Origin of the sequence: Streptomyces sp. NPDC002328 (assembly GCF_042890065.1) — a bacterium.
Lineage (GTDB): Bacteria > Actinomycetota > Actinomycetes > Streptomycetales > Streptomycetaceae > Streptomyces.
In genome coordinates this window covers 408,803-427,885 of the sequence record NZ_JBIARQ010000006.1, presented here as the reverse complement: position 1 = coordinate 427,885, position 19,083 = coordinate 408,803, and the positions used below count along the sequence as shown (strand labels likewise).

Annotated in this window: 19 protein-coding genes and 2 tRNA genes; 13 read left to right on the top strand and 8 right to left on the bottom strand. The window is 69.3% G+C overall.

The annotated features are described in order from the left end of the window. Positions 1-449: 449 nt before the first annotated feature. Together ACFYX4_RS19360 and ACFYX4_RS19355 are read left to right on the top strand one after the other, a co-directional pair. Entirely contained in the window at positions 450-629 is a 180-nt protein-coding gene (locus ACFYX4_RS19360) for a hypothetical protein (RefSeq protein ID WP_389334165.1), read from the top strand. An 86-nt stretch (positions 630-715) separates the two neighbouring features. Then, positions 716-775, top strand: a tRNA-OTHER gene (locus tag ACFYX4_RS19355). Between the two features lie 364 nt (positions 776-1,139). On the opposite strand, the gene ACFYX4_RS19350 is transcribed toward ACFYX4_RS19355, so the two are convergent. After that, the gene (locus ACFYX4_RS19350; RefSeq protein WP_389334162.1) at positions 1,140-1,514 is read right to left on the bottom strand and encodes a DUF6344 domain-containing protein; all 375 of its coding nucleotides are present in this window, start codon (positions 1,512-1,514) and stop codon (positions 1,140-1,142) included. 350 nt (positions 1,515-1,864) lie between these two features. Here ACFYX4_RS19350 and ACFYX4_RS19345 point away from each other — a divergent pair, with 350 nt between their 5' ends. Then, positions 1,865-1,993 (top strand): DLW-39 family protein, encoded by a 129-nt coding sequence (locus ACFYX4_RS19345; RefSeq protein ID WP_003999697.1) that lies wholly within the window; start codon positions 1,865-1,867, stop codon positions 1,991-1,993. A gap of 260 nt (positions 1,994-2,253) precedes the next feature. Continuing rightward, a complete protein-coding gene (locus tag ACFYX4_RS19340) occupies positions 2,254-3,582 on the top strand; it encodes a hypothetical protein (RefSeq protein ID WP_389334159.1) in 1,329 nt (442 codons plus the stop codon). Here ACFYX4_RS19340 and ACFYX4_RS19335 read toward each other — a convergent pair. Both ACFYX4_RS19335 and ACFYX4_RS19330 read right to left on the bottom strand, forming a co-directional pair. Next, positions 3,546-5,123 (bottom strand): serine/threonine-protein kinase, encoded by a 1,578-nt coding sequence (locus tag ACFYX4_RS19335; RefSeq protein ID WP_389334156.1) that lies wholly within the window; start codon positions 5,121-5,123, stop codon positions 3,546-3,548. The two genes, ACFYX4_RS19340 and ACFYX4_RS19335, sit on opposite strands and share 37 nt — an antisense overlap. Positions 5,124-5,372: 249 nt before the next feature. Then, positions 5,373-5,921 (bottom strand): helix-turn-helix domain-containing protein, encoded by a 549-nt coding sequence (locus ACFYX4_RS19330; RefSeq protein WP_389334149.1) that lies wholly within the window; start codon positions 5,919-5,921, stop codon positions 5,373-5,375. A 186-nt stretch (positions 5,922-6,107) separates the two neighbouring features. Here ACFYX4_RS19330 and ACFYX4_RS19325 point away from each other — a divergent pair. Next, positions 6,108-6,180, top strand: a tRNA-Ala gene (locus ACFYX4_RS19325). A gap of 91 nt (positions 6,181-6,271) precedes the next feature. Here the strand turns inward: ACFYX4_RS19325 and ACFYX4_RS19320 are convergent. Next, a complete protein-coding gene (locus ACFYX4_RS19320; RefSeq protein WP_389334146.1) occupies positions 6,272-6,970 on the bottom strand; it encodes a DUF5324 family protein in 699 nt (232 codons plus the stop codon). Positions 6,971-7,314: 344 nt separating this feature from the next. Between ACFYX4_RS19320 and ACFYX4_RS19315 the strand changes: the two genes are divergently transcribed. After that, a complete protein-coding gene (locus ACFYX4_RS19315; RefSeq protein ID WP_389334142.1) occupies positions 7,315-7,842 on the top strand; it encodes a peptidylprolyl isomerase in 528 nt (175 codons plus the stop codon). 185 nt (positions 7,843-8,027) lie between these two features. Next, positions 8,028-8,918, top strand: coding sequence for a rhomboid family intramembrane serine protease (locus tag ACFYX4_RS19310; protein WP_389334139.1), 891 nt, complete (start codon positions 8,028-8,030; stop codon positions 8,916-8,918). Positions 8,919-9,197: 279 nt separating this feature from the next. On the opposite strand, the gene crgA is transcribed toward ACFYX4_RS19310, so the two are convergent. Then, entirely contained in the window at positions 9,198-9,452 is a 255-nt protein-coding gene (crgA, locus tag ACFYX4_RS19305; protein ID WP_389334136.1) for a cell division protein CrgA, read from the bottom strand. Positions 9,453-9,593: 141 nt separating this feature from the next. Here crgA and ACFYX4_RS19300 point away from each other — a divergent pair, with 141 nt between their 5' ends. From ACFYX4_RS19300 to ACFYX4_RS19275, 6 genes are read left to right on the top strand one after another with little or no spacing between them, the layout of a single operon-like run. Further along, the gene (locus tag ACFYX4_RS19300; protein WP_389334133.1) at positions 9,594-10,385 is read left to right on the top strand and encodes a DUF881 domain-containing protein; all 792 of its coding nucleotides are present in this window, start codon (positions 9,594-9,596) and stop codon (positions 10,383-10,385) included. A 38-nt stretch (positions 10,386-10,423) separates the two neighbouring features. After that, positions 10,424-11,200, top strand: a complete 777-nt coding sequence (locus tag ACFYX4_RS19295; protein ID WP_389334130.1) for a class E sortase — start codon at positions 10,424-10,426, stop codon at positions 11,198-11,200. 4 nt (positions 11,201-11,204) lie between these two features. Continuing rightward, positions 11,205-11,414 carry a hypothetical protein gene (locus ACFYX4_RS19290; RefSeq protein WP_389334126.1) on the top strand — a complete coding sequence of 70 codons (210 nt, stop codon included), beginning with the start codon at positions 11,205-11,207 and terminating at the stop codon, positions 11,412-11,414. Continuing rightward, complete coding sequence (locus ACFYX4_RS19285; protein ID WP_389334123.1) at positions 11,411-12,049, top strand: aminodeoxychorismate/anthranilate synthase component II; 639 nt, start codon at positions 11,411-11,413, stop codon at positions 12,047-12,049. The genes ACFYX4_RS19290 and ACFYX4_RS19285 overlap by 4 nt, the downstream gene beginning before the upstream one ends. Beyond that, positions 12,046-13,158: a class E sortase gene (locus tag ACFYX4_RS19280; protein WP_389334120.1), complete on the top strand. Its 1,113-nt coding sequence runs from the start codon at positions 12,046-12,048 to the stop codon at positions 13,156-13,158. The genes ACFYX4_RS19285 and ACFYX4_RS19280 overlap by 4 nt, the downstream gene beginning before the upstream one ends. 6 nt (positions 13,159-13,164) lie before the next feature. Beyond that, positions 13,165-13,923 carry a class E sortase gene (locus tag ACFYX4_RS19275; RefSeq protein ID WP_389334117.1) on the top strand — a complete coding sequence of 253 codons (759 nt, stop codon included), beginning with the start codon at positions 13,165-13,167 and terminating at the stop codon, positions 13,921-13,923. Between the two features lie 71 nt (positions 13,924-13,994). On the opposite strand, the gene pknB is transcribed toward ACFYX4_RS19275, so the two are convergent. The 3 genes from pknB to ACFYX4_RS19260 all read right to left on the bottom strand — a co-directional run bounded on the left by pknB (position 13,995) and on the right by ACFYX4_RS19260 (position 19,058). After that, entirely contained in the window at positions 13,995-15,980 is a 1,986-nt protein-coding gene (gene pknB / locus ACFYX4_RS19270) for a Stk1 family PASTA domain-containing Ser/Thr kinase (RefSeq protein ID WP_389334114.1), read from the bottom strand. A 169-nt stretch (positions 15,981-16,149) separates the two neighbouring features. Further along, positions 16,150-17,622 carry a peptidoglycan D,D-transpeptidase FtsI family protein gene (locus tag ACFYX4_RS19265; protein WP_389334111.1) on the bottom strand — a complete coding sequence of 491 codons (1,473 nt, stop codon included), beginning with the start codon at positions 17,620-17,622 and terminating at the stop codon, positions 16,150-16,152. After that, positions 17,619-19,058 (bottom strand): FtsW/RodA/SpoVE family cell cycle protein, encoded by a 1,440-nt coding sequence (locus ACFYX4_RS19260; protein ID WP_389334108.1) that lies wholly within the window; start codon positions 19,056-19,058, stop codon positions 17,619-17,621. Before ACFYX4_RS19260 ends, ACFYX4_RS19265 begins: the two co-directional genes overlap by 4 nt. Positions 19,059-19,083: the final 25 nt, after the last annotated feature.

Sequence of the window (19,083 nt, the reverse complement as noted above, 5' to 3'; positions counted from 1 at the left end):
ACACGCACCGCAACGACGCGCACAGAAAAGCCGATCACGGCCACTGTCAACCATCAGCTGGGACCGAAGTGTCAAGCATCTCCCGGGACCGGACAAGCCCCGCACGTCCGACTGAGTTACAACTTTCTCTACGGGTTCAAGGCGGCTCGCTCCGCTCCCCGCGCGCGGCCCGGCCCCCGGCCGGGCCTGCGCTCCTGCCTTCGTCCCGCTCCAGCCCGGCCGAGGTCCGTGCCGCGCAGAAGTGGAGGAGCCGAATCGTGAGCGAGTACCGCATGCGAACGGCCATGGTCAGAACAATGCCTCCGGCGGGGGATCGGCCGGCACCGGGATGGAGGGGGCGCCGTTCCCGACCGCGGGTCCGTAGTGGCGTGCGCGGGGAGGCTCCCATCCCGTCCACCGCCGACCCAGGCAGAGCCGAGCAGACGTGGTGCAGGGGCGTCAAGAAAATCATGCTCCTGTGGGCTGTGGCCACGGCGTGCGTGATCAACGGCGACACGATGACGGGCGTTCTGTGCCAAGCCACTTGGCTGGTGGTCGCGGTGATCATGCTGATCGTCGTGCAGGTGATCGCCATGCGCCTTCCGCAGCCGCGTGTCAAGCCCGTTGCGGAGCCTGACACCAACGGCTGACACCAACGGCGGCGAACGCCAACGGACGAGAACGGCCCCAAGCGGTCGAAAGACCATCGCGACGCTTGGATCCCTCCAGCTTTCCGGGGGCCGTGATCGACCTGACAAGGATGAGGCCACAGGTTCAAATCCTGTTGGCCCCACCAGCATGAAGACCCTCGGTCCGGATGGATCGGGGGTCTTCTTTTTGGGGTTTGTGGGTGTGTTGAGGGGCGTGAACCGGTGGGGTGATCGGCCTGGTCGGGCTGGTTGGTGTGGTCGGGTCGGGAGATCTGGTCAGCTCCGTCGGTTGGAGTGGCGGTGTGCAGGACTGCCGGTCTGTCGGGTGGCGGACAGCCAGTGGGTGTGGGCGTCGGTCGGTGTGGCGGCCGGTGTGGGCGTTGGTCGGTGTGGCGGTCGTTGTGGGGTGGATGAGGACGTGGCGAAGGCCCGGGGCTCCTGGGGAGCTGCCGGGCCTGGTCTGCGGTGTACGCGGTTCGCCGTCAGAGGTGTCGGGGTGGGGCCGGAGGGTCAGCGCTGTAGGGGGACCAGCCTGGTGAGGGACGGTGGGGGGTCCTCAGGGGTGCAGGGTTCCGAGGCGGGGTCGGCGGTGGGCTCGCCCTCGGGGAGGGGGCTGTGGCGGCAGCTGGGGGACTTGCCGTGGGCCTCCGCGCGGATGCGCTGTTTCATCGTGGGGGGCAGGGACATCGCGGGGAGCCAGGGCTTGGCGGACGCCGGCGTCACGTTCGTGCGAACGGCGCCCTCGGTCTCGTCGCTGTTGCGCGTCGGCTCGGTCTGCGCTACTGCCGGCGCGGCGGTCGTCGTGACGAAGCCGAGCGCCGTGCACAGCGCGAGGAAGGCGCTGACTACGGCGGCCCAGAGCTTCATGACCCGGTTCTCGCGCATGTCCCCTCACTTTCGGGTTGGGCGATTTGCGTACTTTGCTCATCATGTGTATGGGGGGACCGAAGTGGTGGACCGACGCTCGTGGCGTGGCGATGTTCCGATGAACACCACTCGGATGGGCGCAAGGGGAGAAAAGAGCGGGAGAGGCGGGGTGCCGGGGCGGAATGATCACCGGTCGTGGAGATCCGATCACCCTCCGATCGGAGGGTGTGATCCGCTTTTCCCGCGCCCGCTACTGAGCTTTCGAGGGCGGGAGTTGGGGAGCCGACGTAGGTCACCGATCGGTATCGGTCGGTGTGTATAGTCGGGCGCCAGAGGTCCCCAACGTCAAGGAAAGACGAGGTAGCGCGGTGAAGAAGCTTCTCCTGGTCGCACTGGCCGCCATCGGCGGGCTCCTCGTGTACCGCCAGATCCAGGCGGATCGCGCCGAGCAGGATCTGTGGACGGAGGCGACTGACTCCGTGCCCACGGGTTCGTGAGTACCGACACCGGAAACTGAGCAGACCCCGGCCGCTTCTCGCGGTCGGGGTTTTGTGTTTCCGTGTTGCGGGCGACGCCGCCAAGGGTTGGAGGACGCGTGGGAGCCGGCGTGCCAGAGGGAAAAGGCGTGCGTCCGTCGTGTTTTGGACGGCCATGACGGATTGCGCCGCGGCCGGCGGGGCCACAGGGCAGGATGGCCCACGATCAGGTCGGTCCGGACAGGGCGCGGATAGGTGCCGGTGAGGCGAGGGGGCTTCTCATGGGGCGGCGTGGGGTGGGGCGGACGGCCGCCGTGCGGGGCCTCGCGGTGGCCGTGGCGGTCTGCGTGTGCTCCGTCGCGCTTCCGGGGGGCCTCGCCATGGCGGACACGTCCTCCTACGCCTTCGACGCCGACGCCCGTGGCGTCCCGGCCGCGGCCGGCACCGCCGACGCCGTGGGCCTGGCGCCCGGCACGACGTACCGGAGTTCCTTCACCGCCCCGGGCAAGGCCTACTACCGGCTCGAACTCGACGACGCCTCGAACGTCTACGTCCCCGTCACCGCCGTCCCCCGCCCCGGCGCCGTGCTCGCCATCGCTGACGGCATCAGGGTCTCCGTGCAGGACGCGGACGGCATCAACTGCTCCTCGGACTCCGTGACCGTCGGCGCGTCCAAGAGCCCGCGGCCGATCACCGCCTGGGGCGCCCGCGAGATCCTCGTCGGCAAGGGGCTGTGCCAGGGCGCGGGGACCTACTACGTCGTCGTCGAACGCACCGAAAGGCGCGGCGCGTCCGATCTGCCGTGGGAACTGGAGCTTGCGCCCGTCTCCGAGCCGTCACTCGCCACGGCCGGACCCACGGAGGTTCCCGAGGCGTGGGACTCCGCCACGCCCGCGCCCGCCACCGGCGAGGCCGTACGCCGCCCGGGTGGCGCCGGCTTCGCGCGGGCGACGGCCGTGGGACAGGGCGTCTGGCGCGACGACATCGCCCCCGGTGAGACCCTCTTCTACAAGGTGCCCCTCGACTGGGGGCAGCAGCTGTCCGCCGGGGTCGAGCTGGGCAACGCCGGCAAGGACACCGGCTTCGTGGTGCCCGCCCTGGAGATGACCCTCTACAACCCGGTGCGGTCCAAGGTCGACGAGACCAGTATCGGGTACGGCGGCGTCCAGAAGTCGAGCGCCCTGAAGCCTCTGCCCCCGGTCAGGTACGTCAACCGGTACGCCCCCACCGCGCCCGCGAAGACCCTGCGGTTCGCCGGCTTCTACTACCTCGAGGTGCACCTCTCCGCGGCCGTCGCCGAACGGTTCGGCGATGGGCCCTACGGGCTGCTGCTGCGCGTTCGGGTCGGCGGGACCGCCCAGTCCGGGCCGGGGTACGCGGGACAGGCGGTGCCTCGCGGATTCTTCGAAGTCGGCGCGGAGGAGCGGGCGGACGCGGCGTGGGGCGGGGGCGCGGGGGACGCGGGCGGCGGTACCGCGATGAGGGCGGTCGCCTTCGGCGGCCTCGGCACCGGCACCGCCCTGCTGGTCGTGCTCGGCGTGTGGACGGTCACCGCCCGGCGCCGGGCCTCCGCTCAGATCCGCGCCAGCGCCCAGAACCCGACGGCGTAGCAGGCCAGAGCAAGGAGCAGGAGCGGGACCGCGATCTTGAGGGGCGGTCCCGGGCGACGGGGCGCACGGGCGCGGCGGTGGGCACGGTGAGGTCGGTCCTCGCGCCGGTCCCCGGGCCGAGCCGCGGGCGGGAGGGGCGGAGGCGGGGCCTGGGGGTCTTGAGCCGTGTAGGAGGCGGTCGAGGTGTCCGCTCGCCGGTCGCCGGGCGGGTGGGCGGTACGGGCGGGCAGGGCGAACGTGGGTTCGTACGGGGCGAGCGCAGGCAGGGGCGTGGGAGTCGAGGACGGGGGCGGGGACGGGGACCGGGTGACCGTGGGCTGCGGTGGCGGCAGGTGGAAGCTGCCGGTGTCCGACATGGAAGGGGCGGGGACGGCCGGCGGTAGGGGTGCCGCATCCGGGGGCCTGCGGGGGTCGTCCGGCGTGGAGTCCGCGTCCGGCGTGGGGTCCGGGTCCTGGCGGGAACCGTGCGACGGCGATACGACGCCGGGGTCCGGGGCGGCGGGCGCGGGCAGGGATGCGGACGCGGAGGATGCGGAGTCCGTGCCGGGCCACTGCGCGAGGGAGCCCGTGCCCGGGGCGACGGGAGTGCGGCCTCCCGTGTCCTGCCAGGGGGACGTGCGTTCGAAGGCCTGCGGGGTCACGGTGATGCCCGAGGCCTGCTTCAGAGGGCCCTGAGGGCCGAACCCGTCGGGCAGCGGCCCGAGTTGGTCGAAGACCTCGATCTGCTCGTCGTCCGGGCCGGGTTCGGGCAGCAGCTCGACGGCCGAGGCCAGGGCCTTGCGCGCCCCCGTGGCCGTACGGAAGCGGGATTCGGGGTCCGGCTGGACCAGCGTGGCCACCACCTGCCACAACGGCTCGGGAATTCCCTTGGGAGCGGCGGGAGTTCCGTGCTCCGCGAAGTACTGGACGAGGGCCTTCGCGTCCGGTTTGGCGCCCTCCAGGAGATACAGCGCGACCAGGCCGACGGCGAACAGGTCGGCGGGGAAGTCGGGGTCGGAGCCGAGCATCTGCTCCGGGGCGAGGTAACCGGGCGTTCCCACCACGAGGTTGGTCTCGGTCAGACGTGGTTCGCCCAGCCGCATCGCGATGCCGAAGTCGGACAGCCGCAGCCGTGGCCGGGCGGTGCCGGTGGCCTCCAGCAGCACGTTGGCGGGCTTGATGTCACGGTGGACGACGCCCTCCGCGTGGACCGCGGAGAGCCCGGACAGCAGTTGGTCGATCAGGGTGCAGACGAACATGGGCGGCAGCGGGCCGTAGTCGCCGACGAGGTGGGCCAGCGAACCGCCGGCGACCAGGTCCATGGTGAAGAGAACTTGGTCGTCGTCCGCGGCCCAGCTGGCCGGCGCGAGGACATGCGGATGGTCGATGCGCAGGGCCTGCTCGCGGACGAAGCGCAGCAACGCGTGGGCGTCCCGCTGCTGGAGCACCTTGGCGGCCACATAACGGCGGCGGCGGTGGTCCCAGGCGCGCCAGACGGCGCCCACCCCTCCGCGCCCGATCGGATCCGCGAGTTCGTACCGTCCGGCGAAGACCTCACCCATGGCAGTGCGTCGCTCCTCCCCCTGCGGTTTCCCCCTTGCTACCCGCTCGCCACCCCCGTGATGAGCGGAACCCCCGCACGAACCTGCGACGGGCGGGCCACTCCGCTTCCCCCGTGATGAGCGGAACCCCCGCACGAACCCGCGACGGGCGGGCCACTCCGCTTCCCCCGTGAAGAGCGGACCCCCTCCGCGTCCCCCGTGCCGCTTCCCGCCCGGTCGCCGAACCCCCTTCGGCCACCGGGCCGAAGCTCAGCTCTGGTGGGACTGGTAGTGCGCGACCGCGTCCGAGGTGCGGCCGGCCCCGTACACCCGGAGGAACTCTGCCAGTTCCGGGTGGGTCGGGGCGAGGCTGTCGGCGGCGTCGATGATGTCGCCGGCGGCGGCCACCGAGCGCAGCAGCGACTGGATCTCGCGGACGACCCGCTTGACCGTGGGCGCCCCCGAACCGCTCGTCGTCTGCGTGGTGTTGCTGAGCACCGATCCCCCCTGCGACCTCTTGATCTCGTCCATGCGGTCGGTCGCCTCGGCGGCGCTGACGCTGCCGTTCGCCACCTGGGCCGCCAACTCCTGGAGCAGCTGAACCCGTTGCACCACCGCCGGGTTGCCGATCTTCGCCCGCTGACCGCTCATCAGCTGGGACAGCATCGGCGCCGACAGTCCCAGCACCCCCGCGAGACGAGCCTGGTTGAGACCAAGATCGTCGATGAGCTTACGGAAGAGCGCCCCCAACGGCTCCCCGTACCAGTTCCGCTGCAGTTCCCGCGCTCTCGCGGTGGCTTCCTGCTGTGCGGCGTCCATGTGCGTCTCCCCATCGCTTCCCCAAAAAACGGCGGTTCGCTGTAGCGAACCACGCCGAGCATCTTACGGAGAGTGGTCATCCGTGGGGACCCCCAATCTTTTTGCGAGATACGGGGGGTGACCCGGTACTCTGGTGCAGCGGCGCCCAACCGGTACGAGGTTCCTCCGGCTGGACGCTTCTCTTCCGGGGCCTTAGCTCAGTTGGTAGAGCGCTGTCTTTGCATGGCAGATGTCAGGGGTTCGACTCCCCTAGGCTCCACACACGAAGAAGCCCCTCCGGCCGGTGTCTCCACCGGGCGGAGGGGCTTCTTCGGTTGTTTCACGTGAAACAGCTGTTTCACGTGAAACGCTCAGCTGCGGTCCTCGCGGTTCGCGGCCTCCTCGGCTTCCTTGGCCTGGACCTCGGGGTCGAGGACGGCCGGGTCGGTGCCGTCGACCGAGGACAGACCGCCGGCGGCGGGGACCTCGGTGGCGGCGGGGGGCTCGACCAGCCAGTCAGGGTTGGCCTGCTTGTCCCACCATTTCCAGGCCGCGAAGGCACCGCCGGCCACGACGCCCACCACGGCCAGGGCCTTGGCGAGCTTGCCCGCCCGGGCCCGGCGCCGGTGCTTGCGCGCCAGCTTCTGGATTTCCTTCGGCGTCACCTGGCCGCGCAGTGCGGCCAGCGCGGCGACGCTTCGGGAGGCTGCCTCGTCCTTCACGGGCCCGGCCACGGCGACTGCCTGTTCGATCTTCGGCCGGGAGTACACGGCGGCCTGCCGTGCGGCGATGCGGGTACGGAGAGCTGCTTCATGAGCGGCCTTGTCGACCTTCGGCGGGACATGCGCCCGTGCCTGGTCCAGGCGGGGCGCGACATGGGCGTCATACTGCACGCGGGCCTGTTCGGCGGCCTGCGACACCTTGGGCGCGAGCCGTACGCGGGCCTCGTGCGCATAGAGCGCGGCCCTCTCCTTGGCCGTGTCGGCGTAAGGCGCCACCACTTCCGCGGCGTGCAGCACGCTGTCCTTCGCCGAGCCGGTCGCGGCGCGCACGCTGTCGATGCGGGTCACGGGTTCCTCCTCCTCGGTGGCGTACGGTATTTCGACTTTCCACCCTTTTACGGATCATGCCTGTCGACAGCCGCCGTGGCACGCCCGGACGGGCATACGGGTGCCGAACGTCCCGAGTTGTCTTGATCGGATTGCAAGAGGGGGTGAATACGGGACAACAGGAGCTTGTCGTCGACAATGCCACGGATCGGCGTGGCCCGCTCCCGTCCCGGGCGACTCGGGCGCAATTCCGTACCCGAAGCGACCCGTTCCCGGCGGGAGGCGGACGTCGGACGACGTACGGCAGAGCGCGTGCGAGGATGCGGGGATCGGGGATTTCACGGGAAGACAACGGAAGGCAGATCGTGGCCGAGCAGCTGTACGCCACCCTGAAGACCAACCACGGCGACATCGAGGTCCGGCTGTTTCCGGACCACGCCCCCAAGACGGTCAAGAACTTCGTCGACCTCGCCACCGGCGAGCGCGAGTGGACCCACCCCGCCACCGGCGAGAAGTCCACGGCGAAGCTCTACGACGGCACGGTCTTCCACCGGGTGATCAGTGGATTCATGATCCAGGGCGGTGACCCGCTGGGCAATGGCACCGGCGGCCCCGGCTACCAGTTCGAGGACGAGTTCCACCCGGACCTGCGCTTCGACAAGCCGTACCTGCTGGCCATGGCCAACGCCGGCCCGGGCACCAACGGCTCGCAGTTCTTCATCACCGTCTCCCCGACGGCCTGGCTGAACCGCAAGCACAGCATCTTCGGCGAGGTCACCGACCCGGCCAGCCAGAAGGTCATCGACGCCATCGTGGGCACGCAGACCAACCCGCGCACCGACCGTCCGCTCAACGACGTCGTCATCGAGTCGGTCGTCGTGGAGAAGCGCTGACGGCGGGTTCGCGCACCGCTTTCCCCGGTAGCCGACGCCGGCAGTCGCACGGGAACCATTTGCCCCGCTCGTCCGTAAGGATGGGCGGGGCAAAGCCCTGCGTACGAGGCTCCCGCACACAGGACGCGCACACAGGACGCTCCGCACACACGACGCTCTGCGACGAGAAGACGTTGGGGGACCCCATGGATCAGGCGCCGGGCAGCAGGCAGGACGACGCCCAGAGCGGCCTGCCCGTCTGCTACCGCCACGCCGGCCGTGAGACCGGCGTGCGCTGCACCCGTTGTGAGCGACCCATCTGCCCCGAGTGCATGATCAGCGCGTCGGTGGGCTTCCAGTGCCCGGAGTGCGTGCGCGGCGGTTCGGGCACGGGGCACGCGCCGACCGCGAACCAGCCCCGCACCATCGCCGGCGGCACCATCGTGGCCGATCCCCGCCTGCTGACCAAGATCCTCATCGGGATCAACCTGGCGGTGTTCCTCGCCGTCCAGATCCGCCCCTCGCTCCTGAGTTCCCTGGTCCTGATCGGCCAGTGGCCGCCGGCCGTTTTCGGGCCCACCGAGGGTGTCGCCGAGGGCGAGTGGTACCGCCTGGTCACCGCGATGTTCACCCACGAGGCCATCTGGCACATCGCCTTCAACATGCTGAGTCTGTGGTGGCTCGGCGGTCCCCTCGAAGAGGCCTTGGGCCGCGCCCGCTATCTGGCGCTCTACTTCATCTCCGGCCTCGCGGGCAGCGCCCTGACCTATCTGCTGGCCGAACCGGACAGTGCCTCGCTCGGCGCCTCGGGTGCCATCTTCGGCCTGTTCGGCGCCACCGCTGTCCTGATGCGCCGGATGCGCAACGACATGCGCCCGATCATCGCCCTGCTGGTGATCAACCTGATCTTCACTTTCGGGTGGAGCAACATCGCCTGGCAGGCACACATCGGCGGCCTCGTCGCCGGCGTCGTCATCGGCTACGGCATGGTCCACGCGCCGCGCGCCAGACGGGCTCTGGTGCAGTACGGCACCTGTGCGCTGGTGCTCCTCGCCGTCGTCGTCGTCACCCTGGTGAGGACTGGACAGCTCACCTGAGCGACTCTGTTTCCACAGTGTGGCGGATCTTGTGCACAGCGTGTGTGAACGACTGTGCCCCCTGTTACCGACCGGGTATTTCACCAGGTCAGGCAGGGGGCGAACAGCTTTGCGGAGGCCGGTGTGTCAGTCGTACCGGCGTCAATCCTCGACGGGTTATCCACAGATCGTCTTTCTTTTCCCCAGGCGAGGTGTGGAAATCTCCCGGAGCTGTGGATAACTCAGCGGATAGCCGTGGGCAGAGGTGCCCCGTCGGCTGTCTCCGCTATGTGCACGGGGCTACTTCCACTGGGTGGAGACGCCGAAGCCGGCGGCGATGAAGCCGAAGCCGACGACGATGTTCCAGTTGCCGAGCTGGTCGATGGGCAGGGACCCGTCGGTCACGTAGAACACGACGATCCAGGCCAGTCCGATGAGGAACATGGCCAGCATCACCGGCGCGACCCAGGCACGGCTGTTCAGCTTGATCGCGGTCGTCTGCTTGGCAGGCGGCGGCGTGTAGTCCGCCTTCTTGCGGATACGTGACTTCGGCACGAGGGTCTCTCCTGTCGATGCGCTGCGTGGCCGCGCAGGGTACTGGGTCGGGCTCGGGGCAGCGTACAAGGGGACACTGAGCGCTCCCCCGGGCGTCCGTTAGCGTAGTGCTTCTACGGCGCCGAAGGAGATAAGGGTACGTTGAGCAATTCTGCCGACTCCCCCAGGACGGGTCCAACGGGTTCCGCACCCGCCGCCCGTCGCTCCCGTTTCCGGCCGGTGCGGGTGCTCACGGCCGGCGTCTTCGCTCTCGCCGGACTCCTCTTCTTCACCAGCTTCAACACCGCCAAGGGCACCGACATCCGCACGGACGCCTCCCTGCTGAAGCTGTCCGACCTCATCCAGGAACGCAGCCGCAAGAACGGCGAGCTTGACGAGTCCAACGCGACCCTGCGCGACGACGTCGAGTCGCTGGCCGAGGCGGACGACGGCAGCACCGCGGCCGAGGACGAGAAGCTGGCCCGGCTGGAGGACGCGGCGGGCACCCACGAGGTCAAGGGCAAGGCGGTCACCGTCACCCTCAATGACGCCCCGCCGAACGCCACCGCCAAGCTCCCCGGCTATCCCGAGCCGCAGCCCGACTATCTCGTCATCCACCAGCAGGACCTCCAGGCCGTGGTGAACGCCCTCTGGCAGGGCGGCGCGCAGGGCATCAAGGTCATGGACCAGCGGCTGATCTCCACCAGCGCGGTGCGCTGCGTGGGCAACACCCTGATCCTCCAGGGCCGCGTCTACTCGCCGCCGTACAAGATCCAGGCGGTCGGCGACCCGGCGAAGCTCCAGCAGGCGCTCGCGGACTCCAAGGCGATCCAGAACTACATGGTGTACGTCAACGTCTACGGGCTCGGCTGGAAAGTCACCGAGGACGGACCGGTGACTCTGCCCGGCTACTCGGGCACAGTGGACCTGCATTACGCGAAGCCAGTCGAATAGGTGAAGTAGCCGGAGCAGCCGTCCCACGGGAGCCGCCGGTGCGCGTGATCGTCCGGACCGTCAGCGAACTGTGCATCACCGTGGGCTCCGTGATCGTCCTCTTCGTCGTCTACGTGCTCTTCTGGACGGGCGTGCAGGCCGACCACGTCATGGATGTCCAGATCGAACAGCTCCAGGAGCAGTGGGCCCAGGAGCAAGGGGATCAGGAGCAGCCGGCCGGCCCGCCCGCCACCGCGTCGGCCACCCTGCCCGCCCCCGCCACCACGCTCCCGCCCGGCTCCTTCGGACCCTCGAGCCCCACCGCGATCCCCGGGGCCGCCACCCCCGCGCCGCCGGCGCCGTACCGGGCCGGCAAGCCCTTCGCGATCATGTACATCCCGCGGCTTGGTTTCACGTGGAACAAGCCGGTCCTCGAAGGCACCGGGACCAACACCCTGAAGAAGGGGCTGGGCCACTACGCCGGCACCGCGCGGCTCGGGCAGATCGGGAACTTTTCCGTCGCGGGCCACCGCCGTACCCACGGCGACCCCTTCAAGGACTTTCCCGAGCTCAGGCGCGGGGACGCGGTGGTCCTCACCGACGGCAGGACCTGGTTCACGTATCGGATCGATCAAGGGCCCTACAAAACCGTTCCGACGGACGTCGAGGTGATCGACCCTGTGCCACGTAAGTCGGGGTATACGCGTCCCGGACGCTATCTGACGTTGACGACGTGCGACCCCGAGTGGGGGCACAGTCACCGGCTGATCGTCTGGGCGCACCTGGACTCCACGCAGCCCGTGGAGGCAGGCAAACCGAAGGCTCTACGCCGTTAGTCTGGTGACGTACGGCGTGAGTCTGGTGCCGTGGTGCGACGGAAGGGACGGCATGTACGGCTGGATCTGGCGGCATCTGCCGGGAAACGCCTTGGTCAAGGCGCTGATCTCGATCGTGCTGGTTCTGGCCGCGGTCTATGTCCTCTTCCAGTACGTCTTTCCGTGGGCCGAACCGCTGCTTCCCTTCAACGATGTGACGGTGGACAACCAGTGAGCGCGCGCATTCTCGTCGTGGACAACTACGACAGCTTCGTCTTCAACCTGGTCCAGTACCTGTACCAGCTGGGCGCCGAGTGCGAGGTCCTGCGCAACGACGAGGTGTCGACGGCACACGCCCAGGACGGCTTCGACGGCGTCCTGCTCTCCCCGGGGCCCGGCACCCCGGAGGAGGCCGGCGTCTGCGTCGACATGGTCCGGCACTGCGCGGCGACCGGGGTGCCCGTCTTCGGCGTCTGCCTGGGCATGCAGTCGATGCAGGTGGCGTACGGGGGCGTGGTGGACCGGGCGCCGGAGCTGCTGCACGGCAAGACCTCGCTGGTCGAGCACGGTGGCAAGGGCGTCTTCGCGGGCCTGCCGACCCCCTTCACGGCGACCCGCTACCACTCCCTGGCCGCCGAGCCGACGACCGTGCCGGCGGAGCTGGAGGTCACGGCCCGTACGCACGACGGGATCGTGATGGGCCTGCGCCACCGTGAGCTGCTCGTGGAGGGCGTGCAGTTCCACCCCGAGTCGGTGCTCACCGAGCACGGGCACCGGATGCTGGCCAACTGGCTGGTGGAGTGCGGGGACCAGGGCGCGGTGGCGAGGTCGGCGGGGCTCGCCCCGGTGGTGGGCAGGGCCACGGCGTGACCGCCCTGCGCCCCGAGCGCGAGGATCTGTACGGCGGATCGCCGTACGAGCCTCCCCTCGACGAGGAGACGGTGGCGCTGCGCATCCCGCGGCCGCCGGAGCCCGGGTTCGGCGGCGAGTCGGTATCCGCTTCTGGGGCCCCGGGCGGCGCTCCGGCCCCCGGAACCCCGGCGGGCGGGCGAGCGGCCCGCAGAAAGGCCGCCAAGGGCCGTCACGGGCGTCATGGAGGCGCAGCCGAGGCGCAGGCGCGGGAAGAGACACGGGAAGCAGCACGGGACGGGGCCCGTGCGGGCGGGCGTCGCGCGTCCAGGGAAGGCGCGCGCGGGGAGTCAGCGGAGGGCACGCGCGGGCAGTCAGCGGAGGGCACGCGCAGGCAGTCCCGTCACGAGCGGCCGCTCTCCCGGGTGGAGGCCCGCCGGCAGGCGAAGGCGCGCAAGCCGAGCGCGGCCGTGGTCGCCAGCCGCGCGGTCGGCGAGGTGTTCATCACCACCGGCGTGCTGATGCTGCTGTTCGTCACCTACCAGCTGTGGTGGACGAACGTGCGGGCGCACGCACAGGCGGACCGGGCGGCGAACAGCCTCCAGGACGACTGGGCGAGCGGCAAGCGCAACCCGGGGACCTTCTCGCCGGGGCAGGGCTTCGCCATCCTGCACATCCCCAGGCTGGACGTGGTGGTGCCGATCGCCGAGGGCATCAGCAACAAGAAGGTGCTCGACAAGGGCATGGTCGGCCACTACGCCGAGGGCGCCCTGAAGACGGCCATGCCCGACGCCGCGACCGGCAACTTCGGGCTCGCCGGCCACCGCAACACCCATGGCGAACCGTTCCGCTACATCAACAGGCTTCAGCCCGGCGACGCGATCGTCGTCGAGACGCAGAACGAGTACTTCGTCTACAAGATGGCGTCCATGCTGCCGGTGACCCCGCCGAGCAACGTGAGCGTCCTCGAACCGGTCCCGCCGGACTCCGGATTCACGGGCCCGGGCCGCTACATCACCCTCACCACGTGCACGCCGGAGTTCACGAGCAAGTACCGGTTGATCGTCTGGGGCAAGATGGTCGAGGAACGGCCGCGCAGCAAGGGCAAGCCGGATGCGCTCATCCAGTAGGGGCAGATGAACGTGGCAGCGACCACCGACGACACCGAGCACGAAGAGCACACCGGCGCGAGCGCGTCCCCGGCCGCGTCCCGGCGTCGCGGTCGCGGCCGGATCGCCCTGGCGGTCAGCGTCTTCGGCGAACTCCTCATCACGGCGGGGCTGGTGCTCGGCCTCTTCGTCGTCTACTCGCTGTGGTGGACGAACGTCCTCGCCGACCGCAAGGCGGACCGGCAGGGCGACAAGGTCCGCGACACCTGGGCCCAGGACAGCGGCCCCGGCGCCCTCGACACCGGGAACGGCATCGGCTTCCTGCACGTGCCCGCCATGAAGAACGGCGAGGTGCTGGTCGAGAAGGGCACCTCCTCGAAGATCCTCAACGACGGCGTCGCCGGCTACTACACCGACCCCGTCAAGTCCGCGCTCCCGATGGACGGCAAGAACGGCAACTTCTCCCTGGCCGCCCACCGCGACGGCCACGGCGCGAAGTTCCACAACATCGACAAGCTCGACGAGGGCGACCCGATCGTCTTCGAGACGCGGGACAACTGGTACGTCTACAAGGTGTACGCGGTCCTGGCCGAGACGTCGAAGTACAACGTCGAGGTCCTCGGCGCCGTCCCCAAGGAGTCGGGCAGGACGAAGGCCGGCAAGTACATCACCCTGACGACCTGCACGCCGGTCTACACGAGCCGCTACCGGTACGTGGTCTGGGGCGAGCTGGAGCGCGTCGAGAAGGTGGACGCGGACCGGACGCCGCCGAAGGAACTGAGCTGAGCCGAAGCACCGACGAGGGGCCCTGCCGGAAGTGATCCGGCAGGGCCCCTCGTCATGCTGCGGCGGTGCGGCTAACCGTTGTTGCCGCCGAAGAAGCTGATCCCGCCGTTGCCGTTGTCCCCGTTGCCGTTGTCGCCTCTTCCGGCGATCGTGAACAGGTTCACCGCGGTGCCCTTGTTGACGGTGCTCCCCGCGCCCGGGTCGGAGCCGACGACGATCGCGTTGTCGTCGTTGGCGCCGTTGACGTTGCCGACGCTCAGACCGAGGTTCTGAAGGGCGTTCCTGGCGTCCTTCAGCGTCTGGTTCTGGAGGCTGGGCACCTGGACCTGGCTGCTCTTGCCGATCTGGATCTGGACCGTCGACCCCTTGTCGGCCTTGGAGTTGGCCTGCGGCGTGGTCTGGATGACCTTGCCGACCTGGTTGGGGTCCTGGGTGTCGACCTCGACGCAGTTGCCGACCAGGTTGTTCTGCTCCATCTGCGCCTTGGCCGCGTCACAGGACGAGCCGAGGACGTCGGGAACGGTGGCCTTCTCCTCTGCCTTGGCGATGGTGAGCGTGATCTGGGTGCCCTTCTCGACCTCCGTGCCGAGCTCCGGGTCCTGCTCCAGGACGGTGCCCGGCTCCTCCGTGGAGATCTCCGTCTGCGTCTTGACGACGAACTGGTACTTGTCGTCCTCCAGCGCCTCCTTGGCCTTGTCCAGGCTCTGGCCGAGGACACTGGGCACGGCCACCTTCGGAGCGCCCGTGGAGACGACGAGGTTCACCGTGTCGCCCTTGTTGACGTTCGCGCCGACCGCCGGGTTCTGCTCGCAGACACTGCCCTTGGGCTGGTTCTCGCAGGGCTTCTCGGTGGTCGCCAGCTTCAGCTCGACGTTCTTCGCCATCGTCTGGGACTGCGCCAGCGTCTGGCCGACGAAGTTCGGCGTCTTGAACGGCTGGTCGCCGGCGGCGTCGCCGTCGACCACCCACTTGCCGATCAGGACCGCGCCGACCAGCACCAGCGCCGCCGCGACGACCAGCAGGATCGTCGAGGCGTTGGACTTCTTCTGCCGACGCCGGGCGGGACGGTCGTCGTAGCCGAAGCCGCCGTCGTCCGGGCTCATCGGGGGCAGCATCGACGTCGCGCCGGCGTCCGCGGAACGCAGGGCCGTGGTGGCCTGGTCGTCCGGGTAGCCGCCGTAGCCGACCGAGCCCATCGCCGCTGTGGCCGCGACCGGCTGGCCGTCGAGGCAGGCCTCGATGTCGGCGCGCATCTCGTCGGCGGACTGGTAGCGGTAGTTCGGGTCCTTGACCAGGGCCTTCAGGACGATGGCGTCCATCTCCGGCGTGATCTCGGGGTCGAAGACGCTGGGCGCCTGTGGCTCCTCGCGGACGTGCTGATAGGCCACGGCCACCGGGGAGTCGCCGACGAACGGCGGGCGGACCGTCAACAGCTCGTAGAGCAGACAGCCCGTCGAGTAGAGGTCCGAGCGGGCGTCGACCTGCTCGCCCTTGGCCTGCTCCGGGGAGAGGTACTGGGCGGTGCCGATCACGGCCGCCGTCTGCGTCATCGTCATGCCCGAGTCGCCCATGGCGCGGGCGATGCCGAAGTCCATGACCTTGACCTGGCCGTTGCGCGTCAGCATGACGTTCGCCGGCTTGATGTCGCGGTGGACGATGCCGGCTCTGTGCGAGTACTCCAGGGCCTGGAGGATGCCGATGGTCATCTCCAGCGTCCGCTCCGGCAGCAGCTTGCGGCCGGAGTGGAGCAGCTCACGGAGCGTCGAGCCGTCCACGTACTCCATGACGATGTACGGGATCGACACGTTGTCGATGTAGTCCTCGCCCGTGTCGTACACCGCCACGATCGCGGGGTGGTTGAGCGAGGCGGCCGACTGGGCCTCCCGGCGGAACCGGGCCTGGAAGGAAGGGTCGCGCGCGAGGTCGGCGCGCAGCGTCTTCACCGCCACGGTGCGGCCCAGGCGTGTGTCATGCGCGAGGTAGACCTCGGCCATGCCACCACGGCCGAGCACGTGGCTCAGCTCGTACCGGCCGCCGAGGCGACGCGGCTCTTCCATAGCTACCTACCAGCCCTCTCCGTCGGTCCCGACCGGCACACATGTGCGGTCGAAGGCTGCCGTCCGGGCATACCGTACCCGGACGGCGGTGCGTGACCTGGCCAAGCCCGTCACCCGATACAGGACCGGTATCGCAACGTGCACCGATGCGTAGGCGACGTGATCGGGGTCACTTCTTGCTGTCGATGACTGCCTTCATCACGTCCTTGGCGATCGGAGCGGCAAGACCACCGCCGCTGATGTCGTCGCGGTTGGCGGAACCGTCCTCGACGACCACGGCGACCGCGACCGGCGCGCTGTCGTCGGACAGCTTCGCGTAGGAGATGAACCAGGCGTACGGCTTCTCGCTGTTGTTGAGGCCGTGTTGGGCGGTGCCGGTCTTGCCGCCGACCTTCACACCGGAGATCTTCGCCTTGCCGCCGGTGCCCTGCGCGTCGTTGACGACGGTCTCCATCATTTCCTGGAGCTTCTGCGCGGTCTCCGAGGAGACGGCCTGGGACAGCTGCTCGGGCTCGGTCGTCGTGAGCGTGTCCAGGTTCGGCGCCTTGAGCTGGTCGACCATGTACGGCTTCATCAGCTTGCCGTCGTTGGCGATCGCGGAGGCGACCATGGCCATCTGGAGCGGGGTGGCCCGGTTGGAGGCCTGGCCGATGCCGTCCATGGCGTTCTGCGGCTCGTTGTCCTCGGGGTACACGCTCTGCGCGGCGCGGACCGGGGTGTCCAGCTCCTTGTTGTTGTAGCCGAACTTCGCCGCCTGCTCGATCATCTTCTTGTTGCCGACGTTGTCGGACATCTTCGCGAAGACGGTGTTGCAGGACACCATGAGCGCGTAGCGCAGGGAGGCGTTCTCGCACTCGCCGTGCTCGTTGGTGAGCGGCGTGGTCGTCTTCGGCAGCAGGTACGGGTCCGGAGCCTGGGTCTTGTCGTCGATGCCCTTGACCACGCCGTTCTCCAGCGCGGCGGCGGCGGTGACGACCTTGAAGGTGGAGCCCGGCGGGTAGGTCTCGCGCAGCGCCCGGTTGAGCGTCGGGTCGTCGGGGTTGTTCGCCTTCTGGACCGCGCTCCAGGCCTGCGCGTCCGCCTTGGACGTCCCGGCGAACTTCGACGGGTCGTAGGACGGCGTGGAGACCAGCGCCAGGATCTTGCCGGTGGACGGCTCGATCGCGGCGACCGCGCCCTTCTTGTTGCCCAGCCCCTCGTACGCCGCCTTCTGCGCGGCGCCGTTGAGGGTGGTGACGACGCTGCCGCCCTCCTGCTCCTTGCCCGTGAGCATGTCGAGCGTGTTGCGGAAGAAGAGCCGGTCGTCGGTGCCGGTCAGGAAGTCGTCCTCGAGCTTCTCCAGCTGGTTGGCGCCGAAGGCCTGCGAGGAGTAGCCGGTGACCGGCGCCCACATGGCGCCGTTCGTCCAGGTGCGCTTGTACTTGTAGTCGCCGCTGCTGGTCTCGACCGAGCCGGTGATGGCCTTGCCGTCGACGATGATGTTGCCGCGCGGGGTTGCGTAGCGCTCGATGTTGACGCGGCGGTTCTCGCTGTCGGTGGCCAGCGACTCGGCCTTGACGTACTGGAGGTAGTTGACGCGGATGAGCAGCGTGAGGACCAGGAGTCCGCAGAAGATCGCGATCCGGCGCAGGGGCTTGTTCATGACGGGCGGACCACCTGGGTCATCTCGGCGTCGGGGTTGGAGGCGGGGGCCGGGGCCGGTCGGCGCGCGGTGTCGCTGATTCTGATCAGGATGCCGATCAGCGCCCAGTTGGCGATGACGGAGGAACCGCCGTACGCCAGGAACGGCATGGTCATACCGGTGAGCGGGATGAGGCCCATCACACCGCCGGCGACGACGAACACCTGGAGGGCGAACGCGCCGGAGAGGCCGATGGCGAGCAGCTTGCCGAACGGGTCGCGGGCGGCGAGGGCGGTGCGCACGCCGCGCTCCACGATCAGGCCGTACAGCAGCAGCAGCGCCATCACGCCGGCGAGGCCGATCTCCTCGCCGAAGGTGGCGAGGATGAAGTCGGAGTTGGCGGCGAACCGGATCAGCTCGGAGTGGCCCTGGCCCCAGCCGGTGCCGAGGGTGCCGCCGGAGCCGAACGCCCACAGCGCCTGCATGGCCTGCTCGGAGTGGCCGACCACGTCCTGCCGGGAGAGCGTGTACTCCTTCATCGGGTCGAGCCACGCGTCGACACGCTGCTGGATGTGCGGTTCGAAGGACGCCACGCCGACGGCGCCGACCGAGGACATCAGCAGACCGAAGACGATCCAGCTGGTCCGCTCGGTGGCCACGTACAGCATGATCACGAACATGCCGAAGAAGAGCAGCGAGGTGCCGAGGTCGGTCTCGAAGACCAGGATCAGGATCGAGATCGCCCAGACCACGATGATCGGGCCGAGGTCGCGGCCGCGCGGCAGGTACAGGCCCATGAAGCGGCGGCTGGCGAGGGCGAGCGCGTCGCGCTTCACCATCAGGTAGCCGGCGAAGAAGATCGCCAGGACGATCTTCGCGAACTCGCCGGGCTGGATGGAGAAACCGGCGACGTTGATCCAGATCTTGGCGCCGTAGATGTTCTGGCCGAGGCCCGGAACCAGCGGCAGCAGCAGCAGGAACAGCGCGCTGACCATGGAGATGTACGTGTAGCGCTGGAGGACGCGGTGGTCCTTGAGGAAGATCAGCACCACGATGAACAGGGTGATGCCCATCGCCGTGTACATCAGCTGCCGCGGCGCGGCCGTTCCGGCCTGGCCGATGGACTGGAGCAGCTTGGACTGGTCCAGCCGCCAGATGGCGACGAGTCCGAGCCCGTTCAGCAGGGTCGCCAGTGGCAGCAGCAGCGGGTCGGCGTACGGCGCGAACTTGCGGACCACGAGGTGGGCGACGCCGGCCAGCAGGCCGAGGCCCAGGCCGTAGGCGAGCAGGCCGGAAGGGACCTGCTCGTTGATCGCGAGGCCCACGTTGGCGTAGGCGAACACCGGGATGACGACGGCGAACACCAGGAGCGCGAGCTCGGTGTTGCGTCGGCTCGGGGTGCCGATGGAGCCGATCGTGGACGTGTGGTGCGTCGGCGAGTTGGTTGTACTGCTCATCGTGTGACGGGGCCTCTCACGGCTT

Excerpts from the sequence above, each read along its gene's own strand:
- ACFYX4_RS19360 (WP_389334165.1), top strand. The coding sequence starts at position 450 with ATGCTCCTGTGGGCTGTGGCCACGGCGTGCGTGATCAACGGCGACACG.
- ACFYX4_RS19350 (WP_389334162.1), bottom strand. The coding sequence starts at position 1,514 with ATGCGCGAGAACCGGGTCATGAAGCTCTGGGCCGCCGTAGTCAGCGCC.
- ACFYX4_RS19340 (WP_389334159.1), top strand. The coding sequence starts at position 2,254 with ATGGGGCGGCGTGGGGTGGGGCGGACGGCCGCCGTGCGGGGCCTCGCG.
- ACFYX4_RS19335 (WP_389334156.1), bottom strand. The coding sequence starts at position 5,123 with ATGGGTGAGGTCTTCGCCGGACGGTACGAACTCGCGGATCCGATCGGG.
- ACFYX4_RS19330 (WP_389334149.1), bottom strand. The coding sequence starts at position 5,921 with ATGGACGCCGCACAGCAGGAAGCCACCGCGAGAGCGCGGGAACTGCAG.
- ACFYX4_RS19310 (WP_389334139.1), top strand. The coding sequence starts at position 8,028 with ATGGATCAGGCGCCGGGCAGCAGGCAGGACGACGCCCAGAGCGGCCTG.
- ACFYX4_RS19275 (WP_389334117.1), top strand. The coding sequence starts at position 13,165 with ATGAACGTGGCAGCGACCACCGACGACACCGAGCACGAAGAGCACACC.
- pknB (WP_389334114.1), bottom strand. The coding sequence starts at position 15,980 with ATGGAAGAGCCGCGTCGCCTCGGCGGCCGGTACGAGCTGAGCCACGTG.
- ACFYX4_RS19265 (WP_389334111.1), bottom strand. The coding sequence starts at position 17,622 with ATGAACAAGCCCCTGCGCCGGATCGCGATCTTCTGCGGACTCCTGGTC.
- ACFYX4_RS19260 (WP_389334108.1), bottom strand. The coding sequence starts at position 19,058 with ATGAGCAGTACAACCAACTCGCCGACGCACCACACGTCCACGATCGGC.